Raw genomic sequence first — 13131 nt, forward strand, 5'->3', positions numbered from 1 at the left:
CCATCACTAAGGAGCAGGACAATGGCAGGAGCACACCTGGAGACCCAGGCACGTCTGGTCGTCTCGGGCCTCAACGAGGACGGCAAGTCCGTCATCGTCAGCGACGCTGACTCGACGGTCCGGGTCGCAACCCCCGGCTTCACGGTCTGCGAGCTGTGGCAGACGGACAGTCTGCCCGCGCCGGTGCTCAGCGACTCCACGCTCGGCACGGACCCCGTCATCGACCCGCCGGCCGCAGGCCTCGTGGTTCGTATCGCGTCCTTCCCGCCCGACGCCGAGTTCGACCCGGCGGCGTACGCGGACTCCCTTGACGCCTTCGGTCACGACGACGCCGGTGCCGGGGTTGACGACTCGACCGAGGGTCACGGCGGTGCCTGGCACGAGACCGACACCGTCGATGTCGTCACCGTCATCTCCGGTGAGGTCTATGCGGTGCTGGAGGACTCCGAGACGCTGCTCAAGCCCGGTGACACCATCGTCAACCGCGGCGTGAAGCACATCTGGAGCAACCGTACGGAAGAGCCCTGCGTGGTGATCGCGACCATGATGAAGGGTTCGCGCTGATGCGTGGCGTGGTCTTCACCGGCGACCGGAACCTCGAGATCCGCGACTTCCCCGACCCGACCCCCGGCCCGGGGCAGGTCGTGCTCCAGATCAAGGCCTCAGGGCTGTGTGGCAGCGACCTCAAGTTCTACCGTGACCCGCCGGGTGCGGCGCTGAAGGCGCTGGGCTTCAAGGACTTCGCCTCCCGTGGGATGGCCGAGGACGCCGCGATCATCGCCGGCCACGAGCCGTGCGGTGTCGTGGCTGCGGTCGGGCCCGACGTCCCGCCGTCGACGTTCAAGGTCGGCGACCGGGTGATGCAGTTCCACTACGACGGCTGCGGGGTCTGCGACCCCTGTCGGACGGGCTGGACGCAGATGTGCACCAGCGGTGCGACGATCTACGGCGCCACCGCCCACGGCGGTCACGCGGAGTACATGCTGGCCCCTGCGAGCTCGCTCGTGCACCTGCCCGAAGAGGTCAGCTTCTCGGCCGGCGCCGCCATCGCGTGCGGCACCGGCACGGCGTTCGGTGCGCTCCGGCGCGGTGACGTCACCGGCCGCGACACCGTCGCGATCTTCGGGTTGGGCCCGATCGGGCAGTCGGCGATCCAGTTCGCGGTCGCCCTGGGCGCCACCGTCATCGCGGTCGACATCGCGGCCGACCGTCTGGAGATGGCGACCAAGATGGGGGCGCACCACGTGGTCAACTCGGCCGAGTCCGATCCCGTCGAGGTGATCCGCGAGCTCACCGGCGGACGCGGCGCGACGGTCTCGATCGAGAGCTCGGGGGCCCCTGTCGCCCGGGTTGCGGCGACGCGGTGCCTCGGTGCCTGGGGTCGGGTGGTCATGGTCGGCCTCGGTGGTGACCTGACCCTCGACGTCTCGCCGGACCTCGTCCTCAAGCAGATCTCCGTGCTCGGGTCCTACACGTTCTCGAGCGTGGGCATGGGGGAGTGCGCCCGGTTCGTCGCGACGCACGGCATCGACGTCGACGCGCTCTTCACCGACCGCTGGGCGATCGACGACGCGGCCAAGGCCTACGTCGAGTTCGACAAGCAGACCCGGGGCAAGGCCGTCCTGGAGTTCTGACCCGTCACCTCGCCCCGGACCGGGGGCGGCCGCCCGTCGGCCGCCCCCGGTCCTGCGTACGTCGACACCGCCCGTCGCGGGCAGTGCGTCAGCGCGCTCGTCCGGGCGGCGTCGTGGCTGGCCGGGGCGGCGACGTCCAGCTCGCGAGCAGCTGGAGCGCCTCCGCGGTCGGGGAGCCGGGGTCGGCGGTGAACGCGACCAGCGTGGCGTCGGGGACGCCGGCGACCGCGAGCGCCTCGTAGCGGAGCGCGAGCTCGCCGGCCATCGGATGACGGAAGACCTTGAGACCGCGGCTGTGGAACCGGACGTCGTGGGTGCTCCAGCGCGTGCGGAAGCTGTCGCTGCAGATGGTGAGCTCGTCGATCAGGTCCGTCAGCGCACGTGAGTGCGGCGAGCGGCCGGCCTCGAGCCGGAGGAGCGCGACGACGTCGTCGGCGACGTGGTCCCAGTTCGGGAACGTCTCCTCGGCTCGGTCGTCGAGAAAGACGAACCGGGCGACGTTGGGCGGCTGGGTCGTGGCTCGGGCGAAGACCGAGCCGTAGAGAGCTCGGCCGAGGTCGTTGGTGGCGATCACGTCGAGCAGGGAGTTCAGGACCACCGCGGGCGAGCCGGTCATCGAGTCGAGGAGGATTTGGACGCCCTCCGGCACCTGGCGGCTCGCCGGGCGGCGGGGACGCGACCGCGGTTGCCGGCGGGCCTCGGCGCGGACGAGGTCGACGAGGTGCGCGACCTCCGCCTCGTCGAGCCGGAGCGCGTCGGCGATCGCCTGCAGCACCTCGTCCGAGACGCCGGCAACATGACCGCGCTCGATCTGGATGTAGTACTCCGGGCTGACCCCCGCCAGCAGGGCCACCTCGTCGCGACGCAGGCCTGGTACGCGTCGCCGGCCGCCGGTCGGAAGGCCCGCCTGCTCCGGCGTGATCTTGGCGCGCCTGGTCATCAGGAAGGCCTTGATGTCCTTGCTGACGTCCATGCCTGTCAGCCTAGGGCGGGCTCAGGAGTCCTGGAAGAGGACACCGGTGTCGAGCAGTTCCTCGACGCGCTCAGCGCCCAGGAACTCGGTCGCGACCGCGCGGCTGTCCGCGCCGACGCGCGGGGCGTTGGTGCCACGATCGGGTCGCTCGCCTCCGAAGCGCCAGGGGGGACGTACGAGGGAGACGCCGTTGCGCTCGGGCTCGATGAGCTCGAGCCACTGCGTCTGCGGGTGCTGCGAGAAGCTCCCCATCGTCAGGACCGGCGCGAACGGGACGTCGTTGCGGTCGAGGATCGTCTCCCACTCCTCGAGGGTGCGCTCGGCGAAGACGGGCTCGACGATCTTGACCAGCTCGAAGTAGTGCGCGACACGGTCGTTGTAGGTCGTGAAGCGCGGGTCGTCGAGGAGCTCGGGGCGGTCGATCGACGCGACGAGCCCCTGCCAGAACTTCTGCGACGAGGAGAGGTGGACGGCGACTGAGTCCCCGGTCTTGGTCAGGAGGCAGAAGTTCTGGGCCTGGGGGTGGCGGCTCTCGCGGCTGGGGTTCTGGTGGCCGTTCTCGAAGTACTGGGTGAAGGCGTCGACGGTGAGCGTGCTCATCGCCTCCATGATCGAGGTCTGGACGTGCTGTCCCTCACCGGTGGTCGCCCGCCCGACGAGCGCCGCCAGGATGCCGGCGGCCGTCGAGATGCCGGTGATCAGGTCGGCCACGATGATGCCCGACAGCTGAGGATGCCCCGCGTCGCCGAGCAGCGAGTACGCACCGCCGAAGGCCTGGCCGATCGTGTCGTACGCCGGCCGCTTCGCCAGCGGGCCGCCTTCTCCGAAGCCGCTCACCGAGGTGTAGACGATGTCGGCTCGGAGGGTGCGGCAGTCATCGGGGCCGAGTCCGAGCGCGGCCAGCTTTCCGGGCCGCATGTTCTCCAGGACGACGTCGAAGTGGGGGATGAGGTCCTTCACGAGCGCGATGCCCTCGGGGTCCTTCAGGTCGACGGCGATGCTGCGCTTGCCGGCGTTGTACTGGATGAAGTAGAGGCTCTTGTCGTTCGCGTGACGGCGGAAGTCGTCGCCGCCGTGGGGCTTCTCCACCTTCACGACCTCGGCGCCGAGGGCACACAGGAGAGAGGTCGCGTAGGGGCCGGAGATGTACCCGCCGAACTCGAGTACCCGGATGCCGGTGAGTGGCTTGTGCTGCATCGTTCACACCTCGTCTGGGAATGTGGTGGGGATCACCGTCCGAGCAAACATTATATAAAATCCAAGGATGTGGCAAGCGTCTCAAATGGGGATGCTGCTCCGGCAAAGTTTCATATGAAATCCTTGACCGATAATATATTGTACGTCATTCTGGTCTCGATGTGACGCGACTCACGTACGCACTTCGGAGGACCATGATGACCACGCTGTCTGTTGCCCGGACCGGCCAGGGGAGAAGACGTCGACAACTTGTCGGCCAGCTTCCCTGGATCGGCCTGACCGCCCTGGTGGTGGTGCTCGCCCTCATCCCGCTCGTGCCGCTGCAGGCCAAGGCCTTCGCCGACGGCGGGGCAGGCCTGCGGCAGCTGCTCGACATGCCGGGTCTCGGCGCGGTCGCGCGCAACACCGTGCTCCTCGGGGTCGGTGCCATGGCCGTCGGCATGGTTATCGGCACGATGCTCGCGCTGTGCGTCTACACGATGTCGCCGCGGCTGCAGGCCTTCTTGTCGTTCACCCCGGTGCTGCCGATGATCATCCCGTCGGTCGCGCACGTCGTCGGCTTCGTGTTCCTGTTCTCTCCGGAGAACGGCTACGCGAACATCCTGCTGCGCCAGCTTCCGCTGGTCGGCGACGACGGCGCCGGGCCGGTGAACGTCTACACGCCGTTGTGGATCGTGATCTACACCGGTGTCCATCTGTCGGCCTTCGTCTATCTCTTCGTCTTCAGTGGGCTGAAGGCGCTGGGGGCTGACTATGCGCAGGCGGCCCGCGTCAACGGTGCGGGCAGCTTCCGTGTCCTCGTCACCGTCACGCTGCCGATGCTGCGCCCCACCTTCGTGTACGCCGGCATGGTGAGCCTGCTGCTGGCGCTCGGCCAGTTCACCGGGCCGCTGATCCTCGGGCGGCGCGAGGGACTGGACGTCCTGACCACCAGGATGTTCGTCCTCACCAACGACTTCCCGGTTAACTACGCGCTCGCCGCGTCCCTCGGCACACCGCTGCTGGTCGCGGCCTTCTTCCTGATCTTCCTGCAGCGCCGTGCCGTCGGCGACCAGAAGCGCTTCGTCGGCCGTGGCGCCATGAGCATGGAGCGGGCGCACGTCAGCCGGCCCGTCAGCATCCTGGCGACCGGTTTCGTGGTCGCGTTCGTGACCGTCTCGGCGATCCTGCCGATGCTCGCCCTCGGGTACGTCTCGCTCTCGACGTACTGGAGCGGTGACATCAGCCTCGACAGCCTCACCTTCGAGCACTACCGCGAGGCGCTCGCCGGTCCGGCGCTCCGTGAGGCGATCACGACCAGTCTGACCGTGACGGTGATCGGCGTCCTCGCGGTCATGCCGCTCGGGCTCCTGGTGGCCCTCGCCCTCACCAACAAGGACCGGATCTGGCGCCCGGTCGCCGTGGTCGTCGACGTCTTCGCCGCATTGCCGCTGGCGGTGCCGGGTGCGCTGGTCGGCTTCGGGTTCCTGTTCGCCTTCTCCGCCCCGGCGGTCGGGCTCTACGGAACCCGGACCTCGCTGATCATCGCGTACGTCACGATCATGCTGCCCTACGCGGTCCGCTACCAGCTCGCGACGCTGATCGCGCTCGGCCAGCAGACGACCGAGGCCTCTCGGGTCAGCGGTGCCGGCGTGCTGCGCACCTTCGGTCGGATCGTCCTGCCGCTCGCCCGCGGTGGCATGGCCGCGTCGGGCGCGGTGATGTTCGTCCTGCTCATCCATGAGTTCGGCGTGTCCCTCCTGCTCCGGTCCCCGGACAGCACGGTCATGTCCGTCCTCCTCTACGACCAGTTCAGTACCGGCTCCTACCCGCAGGTCGGGGTGACCGCCATCGTCATGACGGTGATCACGGGAGCCGGTGTCATCGCCGCCCTCGTCTTCGGCGGCACGAAAGCAATGGAGCGACTGTGAGCAACACTTCCGTGACCGAGAAGAGTCCTGACGTCATGACCAAGCACGCCGCAGAGGTGGCGGTCCGGGTCTCTGGTCTCCACAAGACCTTCCAGCGCAACCGTCAGAGCGTCCACGTCCTGAAGGACGTCGACCTCGAGGTCCGGCAGGGTGAGCTCCTGGTCCTCCTCGGCCCGAGCGGCTGTGGCAAGACGACGCTCCTGCGTTCCCTGGTAGGCCTCGAGCGCCCGACGGAGGGGACCGTCGAGCTGGGTGGCGAGACGGTCGTCGACGCCTCCCGGGGGATCTTCCTCCCGCCCAACCGGCGCAACGTCGGCATGGTGTTCCAGAACTATGCGCTCTGGCCGCACATGAAGATCGCCGACAACGTCGCGTACCCCTTGAAGGCACGGAAGATGCGGACCGCGCTGCAGGCCGGACGGGTCGCAGAGGTGCTCGACACTGTCCAGTGCGGCCACCTCGCCGATCGGTACCCGCCCGAGCTCAGCGGTGGCCAGCAGCAGCGGGTTTCGCTGGCACGGGCCCTTGCTGCCCGGCCGGCTCTGCTGCTCCTCGACGAGCCGCTCAGCAACCTGGACGCCCTGCTCCGGATCGAGCTCCGGGCGCAGCTCAGGCTGCTCCACCGAGAGATCGGGTTCACCGCCGTCCATGTGACCCACGACCAGGAAGAGGCGCTCGCGCTGGGCAGCCGCGTCGCGGTCATGAACCAGGGCCGCGTCGAGCAGATCGGGCCACCGCGCGACGTCTACCGCCGTCCGGTGACGGAGACGGTCGCGGACTTCCTCGGCGCCCGGAACCGCTTCCCGGTCGTCGTCGACGCCGCCGGAACCCGCGTCGCGGGCCGCCCGGTTCCCGGGTTGACCGGCCGCTATCCACAGGGGGAGTACTCGCTGCGGGTCCGTCCCTCCCGCCTGCACCTGCGCCCCGCGGGCGCCGCGGAGATCGAGCCCGACGTCGCCTGGCTCGACGGCGGGACCGTGCTCGAGGTGCTTCCCGGGGTCGACCTCCGCGAGTACGTGATCGGCGTCGGCGACCAGCGAGTTTTCGTCGACCTGCCCGTGCGCGACCGCCAGTACGACGTGGGCGACCGCGTCGACCTGGGGTTCGTCCAGGACGCGACGCTCTGCTACCGCCCCGACGGCTCGATCGTCGACTGACCGCCCATTCCCCGAGATAAACAGGAGAGAACACCATGAGCAGCATCCGAGGTTGGCGGCGGATGGCCGCACTGGCCGTGCTGGGCCTGACGATCGCGACACTTCCGGCATGTGGGTCGTCGGGCGGTGGCGGCGGAGCCGAGCTGAGTGCCTGCCCAGCAGAGCCCGACGTGGAGAAGGCGAAGGCGGAGGGCGGTCTCGTCGTGTACACGACGGTGCCGGAGCCTCAGGAGAACCGCTTGGTCGAGGCCTTCAACGAGAAGTACCCCGACATCAAGGTGAACGTCGTGCGCGGCGCCGGCGAGCTGCCCGAGCGCATCGGCGCCGAGGCGAAGTCCGGCTCGGACGGCGCCGACGTGTTCACCTTCAGCGACCCCTCCTGGTTCAAGTCCAACGAGAAGGACGTCATGACGCTCGACGGCCCCTCGGCCCAGGCGTGGCCCGACGAATTCTGGGAGGTCGACTCGAAGGCCGCCCTGAGCAGCCTGGCGCCGTTCGGCATGATCGTGTGGAACACCGAGAAGTTCCCCGACGGTTTCAAGACCTGGGAGGACCTCCTCGATCCGTCGGTCAAGGGCCAGCTCGGCACGCGCTCCGACATGACCGCCGCGTACGTCGGCTACCTGGACTTCGCGGAGCAGAACCTCGGCGCCGACTATCTCCCGAAGCTCGCAGCGCAGAAGCCGAAGTTCTACCCCTCGGCCGTGCCGATGGTGCAGGCTGTCGCCTCGGGCGAGATCGGTGTCACCAACCTCTCCGTCCCGGTGATCGTGGACGAGTTGAAGAAGTCGGGCGCCCCGATCGAGTCCGTCGTGCCGGACCCCGGCTACGGCATCGCGTTCGCCACGGGCGTGCTGAAGAACGCCCACCGTCCGTACGCCGCGTGCCTGTACGCCGACTTCGTGCTCTCCAAGGCCGGCCAGACTGCCTACAACAGCGACGGTCTGGGAGCGAGCGCCCTCGAGGGCATCGACGGGGCGATGTCGACCGACGGCCTGCAGATCTTCGACTCGGAGAAGTACACCCCGGAGGTCCTCGCCGAGTGGAAGACGAAGTTCGACCAGACCTTCAACTGACGGCGACGGCGGCGATGGACGAGGTCTGCGGCGCAGAGGTGATGGGGGAGCGTGCCTCGGGGCGCTCCGCCGCGCGCCTGCTGCTCGACCCGCGGTTCGGGCCGTACTTCGCGGGCAAGGTCCTGTCGCTGATGGGGCTGTGGGGACACAACCTCGTCAGTGCCGTCGTCGCCTACCAGGTCACCGGGTCGGTCACGTTCGTCGGCCTGGTCAGCCTGGCCCAGTTCGGTCCGCAGATCGTCCTCGCCGGGTGGAGCGGCGCCGTCGCCGATCGCGCCGACCGGGTCACCCAGGTGATCCTGGGCCGTGGCCTGAGTCTGGCCGCCTCGGCCGGACTCGGCGTGTGGTGCCTCGGTGGTCTCGACCGGCCCGGCACGGTCGCCGTCATCCTGGTGACCTCGGTCCTCATGGGTCTCGGCCTCGTCCTCGGCGGCCCGGCCATGATGGCCCTGGTGCCGTCGCTGGTGGCTCCTTCCGAGCTGGCCACGGCGGTCCGGCTCGACTCGATGCCGATGCTGATCGGACGTACGGTCGGACCCGCGGTGGGTGCGGTGATGCTCGCCGGGATCGGTCCGGGACCTGCCTTCCTGGCGGCTGCCGGCGCCAACCTGGTCTTCCTCGTCGTGCTCCTCGGGATCCGCCCGTCCGGGCCCCGGCCAAAAGAGGTACGCACCGACGAGAACCGGTCGATGCGCGCGGCGCTCGCCCTCGTGCGGGATCGCCCGCGTCTCGCCCTCCTCATCCTCGGTGTCACCGCGACCGCTTTCGGTGCGGACCCGTCGATCACGCTGGCACCGGCCATCGCCCACGTGAACGGCATGGGGGAGGCGACCGTCGGGACGTACAGCGCCGCCTTCGGGTTCGGTGCCGCCGTCGCCGTCCTCGCCATGGGGCCGGCCGGCCGTCGCTTCGGCCTGCCGCGGCTCGCCTTCTGGGGGCTGACGATCCTCGCCGTCGCCAACGCGGCGCTGGCGCTGCCGATCGGGCTCGGTTCGTCGGTCGTGGCCTTCGGCCTGGGCGGGGTGGGCATGTCGCTGGCGATGACCGCGTGCACGACACTGCTTCAGCTCGCGGTCCCCGACGAGTTCAGGGGCCGGGTCATGGGGCTGTGGCTGATCGGCTTCGTCGGGTCCCGGCCGTTGGCCGCCCTCCTCAACGGCGCGCTCGCAGACCTGGTCTCGGTCGTCGCCGCCCTCGTCTTCGTGGCGATCGTCGTCGCGGTCTCGGCCTGGGTGTGCCGGCCGTCCCGCATCGGTCCCTCCTCGGAGAAAGCGAACTCGGATGCAAGGAGCACATGATGGATGACTCGGATCGGGTGGCGCAGTTGGACGGACTCGTCAGGGTGCGCTGGGGTCGCTACCTCCCCTCGCTCAAGGACACGGCGGCGGACGAGATCCGTCGGCGGATCTTCGCGGGCGAGCTGCCGCCCGGGTCGAAGATCGACCAGGAGCGGCTGGCTCGCGATCTCGGGATCAGCAGGGTCCCGGTGCGGGAGGCCCTGATCACCCTGCACGACGAGGGGATCATCGAGAACGTCGCCCGGCGGGGAGCCTTCGTCGCGAGGCTGAGCAGGGAGGACGTCCACGACCACTACCGGCTCCTCGGTGTGGTCTCGGGGCTCGCGGCCGAGCGTGCCGCGGCGAACCTGAGCGACGAGGACCTTGCCGGGCTGCGGGCCATCGCGGACCTGATGGAGTCGGGCGTCTCGGCGCGGGAGGAGGAGCGGCTCAACTTCGAGCTCCACCGCCGGATCAACCGAGCGGCTCGGTCCCGCCGGCTGCTCTCGGTCCTGGGAGTGCTCCAGCACGCCATCCCGGGGACGTTCTACGAGTCGCACTCGGAGTGGTCCGACCGTGCCCACGACGACCATCGCCGCATGATCGACGCGCTGGAGGCTCGAGACGGCTCCCGCGCGCGGCAGGAGATCGAGCGGCACTTCGTGGGCGCTGCCGATCGCGCGGTCGCGTACCTCGAGGCTCGCAACTTCTGGGGTGACGCTCGAACCACTAGCGCAAAACATAATATATAACGTACGATCTGAATCAGGTGGTGTCGCAACTCGTCGATGCCGCCCGCCCCGGATGAAGAGGTGAGGTATGACTGGACCCCTCAGCGACGTGCGCGTCGTGGTCCTTGCCGGCATGGGGCCGGTGCCCTTCCTGTCGATGCTGCTCGGCGACATGGATGCAAAGGTCGTGACGGTCGTACGCCCCCCGACGCGTCGGCAGCGGGCTCTCGGCCAGACCGAGGGGCTGCGGGAGGAGCACGACGTCGTCAACCGAGGCATCAGCAGGGTTCCGGTCGACCTCAAGGACGCGGCCCAGGTGGAAGACCTGATCACGCTGGTCGCGGAGGCGGACATCTTCGTCGAGGGGTATCGCCCGGGAGTCGTCGAGCGGCTCGGCCTCGGTCCCGAGGTGCTGCTCGCGCGCAACCCCGCCCTCGTCTACGCGCGGCTGACCGGCTGGGGTCAGACCGGTCCGCTCGCGCGCTCGGCCGGCCACGACATCAACTACGTCGCCCAGTCCGGAGCGCTGCATGCGATGGCGCGGGAGGGTGAGGCGCCTCGACCGCCGATCAATCTGCTCGGTGACTACGCGGCCGGCGGCACCGGTGCGGCGTTCGGTGTGCTCGCTGCGCTGCACGAGGCGCGCCGCACCGGTCGGGGTCAGGTCGTCGACGCGGCGATGCTGGACGGTGTTGCCCTGTTGACGGCTCGCCTGCACGGACTCCGTGCCGCCGGGCTGTTCAGCGACGTCGCCGGCACCAACTACATCGACTCGGGAGCGCCGTTCTACGAGGTGTATCGGTGCAAGGACGACCGCTTCCTGGCTGTCGGGGCGCTGGAGCCCGACTTCTACCGCGAGTTCCTTGCCGGCCTGGACGTGGACACCTCGCGCTGGCCGGACCAGGACGACCGGGAGCACTGGCCAGAGCTGCGCCGTCTCATCGCCGACACGATCGCGGCCCGGACCCGTGACGAGTGGGCGGACGTCTACGAAGGCACCGACGCGTGCGTCACTCCGGTCCTGACCTTCGACGAGGCGACCGCGCACCCGCACAACGCCGAGCGTGGGCTCTTCGCCGAGCGCCACGGCGTGCTCCATCCCGCGGCGGCGCCTCGGCTGAGCCTGACCCCGGGGCGCTCGGGCGCCCCCGCCGGTCCCCGCCACGACGACCTCGCCGCGCTGCGTAGCGCTTGGGCGAGCTGACCCCCAACCGACCACACAGCATCTGGAGAACCCGTGAGCGACTTCGACATCCTGGACCACCTCGAGGAGGGCGACACCGTCCTGATCGGTCAGGCGACGGCGGAACCACCTCGCCTGGTGCGCGACCTGATCACCGCCGCCGAGAAGCTCGAGGGCATCACTGCCTTCTGCGGCTACACGCTCAGCGACGAGTGGAACGCCGTCGGGGAGCATGGGCTCAGCGTGCGTGCGTACGCCGCGCACGGTGCGCTGCGCCGGCTCGGCAAGATCGGCAAGCTGGACGTGCTGCCGTGGCACCTGAGCTCGGTCGAGCCGTACATCACCAGCGGGCGCCTGCCGGTCGACGTGGTGCTCCTGCAGGTCGCGCCCAAGGACGAGGACGGCTTCTACAACCTCGGCGCCACCGTCGACTACGGGGTGATCGCCGCCGAGCACGCTCGCACGGTGCTGGTCGAGGTCAACCCGAACATGCCGCGCACTCGCTCGGCCCGTCGTCTCCACGAGTCGCTGGTGGCCGCCGAGATCCTGTCCACGGCCGAGCTCGCCGACTCGCCGGCCCGGCCGGCGAACGACGTCGAGAAGGAGGTTGCCCGACATGTGGCGGGCCTGATCCCGTCCGGGGCCACGGTGCAGCTCGGCGCGAGCGCGCTCGCCGACGAGGTCGCCCTCCGGCTCCACGACCGCCAGAACCTGACCGTACGTTCCGGGCTCGTCGGGGACTGGCTCGTCGATCTCTACGAGGCCGGTGCGATGGCGCCGGGCCCGAACACCACCGTCACCGGCATGGTGCTCGGCACACGCCGGCTCTACGACTTCGTCGACAGGAACGAACAGGTCTGGTTCGCCCCGACCCAGGACATCGTCGATCCCGCCGAGATGCGCAACTGCGCGCTCTATGCCGCGGTGAACTCCGCCATCGAGGTGGATCTGACCGGTGAGATCAATGCCGAGGTCGTCGGGGGCCGCTACGTCGGCGCCGTCGGTGGGCAGGTGGACTTCTTCCGGGGGGCGCGCGCCAGCCGCGACGGCCTGGCGATCGTCGCGCTCGCCTCCACGCACCCCAACGGGGACAGCCGGATCGTGACCGCGCTGAGCGGCCCGGTCACCTCGCTCAAGAGCGATGTCGACCTGGTCGTCACCGAGTGGGGGATCGCCGACCTGCGAGCCTCCTCGCTCCACGAGCGGACTGTCCGGCTGATCGCCGTGGCCGCTCCTCAGCACCGCGACGCGCTCGCGGCGGCCGCGGGCCTCTGACCCGGGTCAGGCGGTCTTCTCCTCGTCCCACAGCCCGCGGCTCTTGAGCAGGTCGACCAGGTGGCTGGTGCTCTCGAGGAGGTGCTCCTCGGTGAGCTTCCGAGCGGTGCGGCCGTCGCGCTTGCGGAGCGCCGCGATGATCTTGTCGTGATCGTCGCGGGTCGCCTCGACGTGCCCTTCGATCTCGGCGTAGAAGCGGTTCGGCAGGTGCTGGACGATCGAGCTCAGGATCAGCGCGAGGCGCTGGGAGTGGGCCGCCTGGTTGAGCTTGCGGTGGAAGGAATGCCCGAGCTCGCCGACGCGCTCGCGATTGCCGGCGTCGACCGCTGCGGCGTACTCCTTGTTGACCTGCTCGAGGTCGTCGATCTCCTCGGGTGAGATCCGCTTGGCGGCCCGCGCGGCGAGCTCGCCGGCGAGCTTGGCCTGCGCCCAGAAGATGTCGGTGACGTCCTCGGCGGTGAAGCTCTCCACCATGAAGCCACGGCGGGGGACGAGCCGGACGAAGCCCTCGTTGCTCAGTGCCAGGAGGCCCTCGCGCACCGGGGTGTTGCTGACCCCGACCGCCTCGGCGATCGGCTCGAGACGGAGAAAGTCTCCGGGGCGCACCTGCCCCGAGAGGATCAGCTCGCGCACGTACGTCGCGACCTCGTCGGGAAGCCCCCGAGACCTGTTTGCCACTGTCGCCAACTCGGATCAGTCCCTCTCGAACGCTCCAAAG

At 69.5% G+C, this 13131-nt stretch carries 12 protein-coding genes; 9 read left to right on the top strand and 3 right to left on the bottom strand.

Features of this window, described 5'->3' with window-relative positions; translation table 11 throughout:
* Positions 1-21: 21 nt before the first annotated feature.
* On the top strand, positions 22-564 hold the full coding sequence (locus ACZ6WN_RS03985) for a cupin domain-containing protein (RefSeq protein ID WP_465862831.1): 543 nt from the start codon (positions 22-24) through the stop codon (positions 562-564).
* Complete coding sequence (locus ACZ6WN_RS03990) at positions 564-1634, top strand: zinc-dependent alcohol dehydrogenase family protein (protein WP_465862832.1); 1071 nt, start codon at positions 564-566, stop codon at positions 1632-1634. The genes ACZ6WN_RS03985 and ACZ6WN_RS03990 overlap by 1 nt, the downstream gene beginning before the upstream one ends.
* 88 nt (positions 1635-1722) lie before the next feature.
* On the opposite strand, the gene ACZ6WN_RS03995 is transcribed toward ACZ6WN_RS03990, so the two are convergent.
* Both ACZ6WN_RS03995 and ACZ6WN_RS04000 read right to left on the bottom strand, forming a co-directional pair.
* On the bottom strand, positions 1723-2607 hold the full coding sequence (locus tag ACZ6WN_RS03995; protein ID WP_465862833.1) for a helix-turn-helix domain-containing protein: 885 nt from the start codon (positions 2605-2607) through the stop codon (positions 1723-1725).
* 21 nt (positions 2608-2628) lie between these two features.
* A complete protein-coding gene (locus ACZ6WN_RS04000; protein ID WP_465862834.1) occupies positions 2629-3804 on the bottom strand; it encodes a CaiB/BaiF CoA transferase family protein in 1176 nt (391 codons plus the stop codon).
* Positions 3805-4001: 197 nt separating this feature from the next.
* Between ACZ6WN_RS04000 and ACZ6WN_RS04005 the strand changes: the two genes are divergently transcribed.
* The 7 genes from ACZ6WN_RS04005 (at position 4002) to ACZ6WN_RS04035 (ending at position 12413) form a co-directional block, all read left to right on the top strand.
* Positions 4002-5714: an ABC transporter permease gene (locus ACZ6WN_RS04005; protein WP_465862836.1), complete on the top strand. Its 1713-nt coding sequence runs from the start codon at positions 4002-4004 to the stop codon at positions 5712-5714.
* Positions 5711-6871 carry an ABC transporter ATP-binding protein gene (locus ACZ6WN_RS04010; protein ID WP_465862838.1) on the top strand — a complete coding sequence of 387 codons (1161 nt, stop codon included), beginning with the start codon at positions 5711-5713 and terminating at the stop codon, positions 6869-6871. Before ACZ6WN_RS04005 ends, ACZ6WN_RS04010 begins: the two co-directional genes overlap by 4 nt.
* Before the next feature lie 35 nt (positions 6872-6906).
* Positions 6907-7947 carry an extracellular solute-binding protein gene (locus ACZ6WN_RS04015; protein WP_465862839.1) on the top strand — a complete coding sequence of 347 codons (1041 nt, stop codon included), beginning with the start codon at positions 6907-6909 and terminating at the stop codon, positions 7945-7947.
* A 14-nt stretch (positions 7948-7961) separates the two neighbouring features.
* On the top strand, positions 7962-9245 hold the full coding sequence (locus ACZ6WN_RS04020; RefSeq protein ID WP_465862840.1) for an MFS transporter: 1284 nt from the start codon (positions 7962-7964) through the stop codon (positions 9243-9245).
* A complete protein-coding gene (locus ACZ6WN_RS04025; protein WP_465862841.1) occupies positions 9245-9976 on the top strand; it encodes a GntR family transcriptional regulator in 732 nt (243 codons plus the stop codon). Before ACZ6WN_RS04020 ends, ACZ6WN_RS04025 begins: the two co-directional genes overlap by 1 nt.
* Positions 9977-10043: 67 nt before the next feature.
* A complete protein-coding gene (locus ACZ6WN_RS04030; protein ID WP_465862843.1) occupies positions 10044-11159 on the top strand; it encodes a CaiB/BaiF CoA transferase family protein in 1116 nt (371 codons plus the stop codon).
* Positions 11160-11192: 33 nt separating this feature from the next.
* Positions 11193-12413 carry an acetyl-CoA hydrolase/transferase family protein gene (locus ACZ6WN_RS04035; protein ID WP_465862845.1) on the top strand — a complete coding sequence of 407 codons (1221 nt, stop codon included), beginning with the start codon at positions 11193-11195 and terminating at the stop codon, positions 12411-12413.
* A gap of 6 nt (positions 12414-12419) precedes the next feature.
* Here the strand turns inward: ACZ6WN_RS04035 and ACZ6WN_RS04040 are convergent, their stop codons facing one another.
* The gene (locus ACZ6WN_RS04040) at positions 12420-13091 is read right to left on the bottom strand and encodes a GntR family transcriptional regulator (RefSeq protein ID WP_465862847.1); all 672 of its coding nucleotides are present in this window, start codon (positions 13089-13091) and stop codon (positions 12420-12422) included.
* Positions 13092-13131 lie beyond the last annotated feature (40 nt).

It is taken from the genome of Nocardioides sp. NPDC054178 (assembly GCF_055585005.1).

Coding starts and splice junctions, on each gene's coding strand:
- ACZ6WN_RS04025 (WP_465862841.1), top strand. CDS start 9,245: ATGGATGACTCGGATCGGGTGGCGCAGTTGGACGGACTCGTCAGGGTG.
- ACZ6WN_RS04005 (WP_465862836.1), top strand. CDS start 4,002: ATGACCACGCTGTCTGTTGCCCGGACCGGCCAGGGGAGAAGACGTCGA.
- ACZ6WN_RS03985 (WP_465862831.1), top strand. CDS start 22: ATGGCAGGAGCACACCTGGAGACCCAGGCACGTCTGGTCGTCTCGGGC.
- ACZ6WN_RS04015 (WP_465862839.1), top strand. CDS start 6,907: ATGAGCAGCATCCGAGGTTGGCGGCGGATGGCCGCACTGGCCGTGCTG.
- ACZ6WN_RS04030 (WP_465862843.1), top strand. CDS start 10,044: ATGACTGGACCCCTCAGCGACGTGCGCGTCGTGGTCCTTGCCGGCATG.
- ACZ6WN_RS04000 (WP_465862834.1), bottom strand. CDS start 3,804: ATGCAGCACAAGCCACTCACCGGCATCCGGGTACTCGAGTTCGGCGGG.
- ACZ6WN_RS03995 (WP_465862833.1), bottom strand. CDS start 2,607: ATGGACGTCAGCAAGGACATCAAGGCCTTCCTGATGACCAGGCGCGCC.
- ACZ6WN_RS04020 (WP_465862840.1), top strand. CDS start 7,962: ATGGACGAGGTCTGCGGCGCAGAGGTGATGGGGGAGCGTGCCTCGGGG.
- ACZ6WN_RS03990 (WP_465862832.1), top strand. CDS start 564: ATGCGTGGCGTGGTCTTCACCGGCGACCGGAACCTCGAGATCCGCGAC.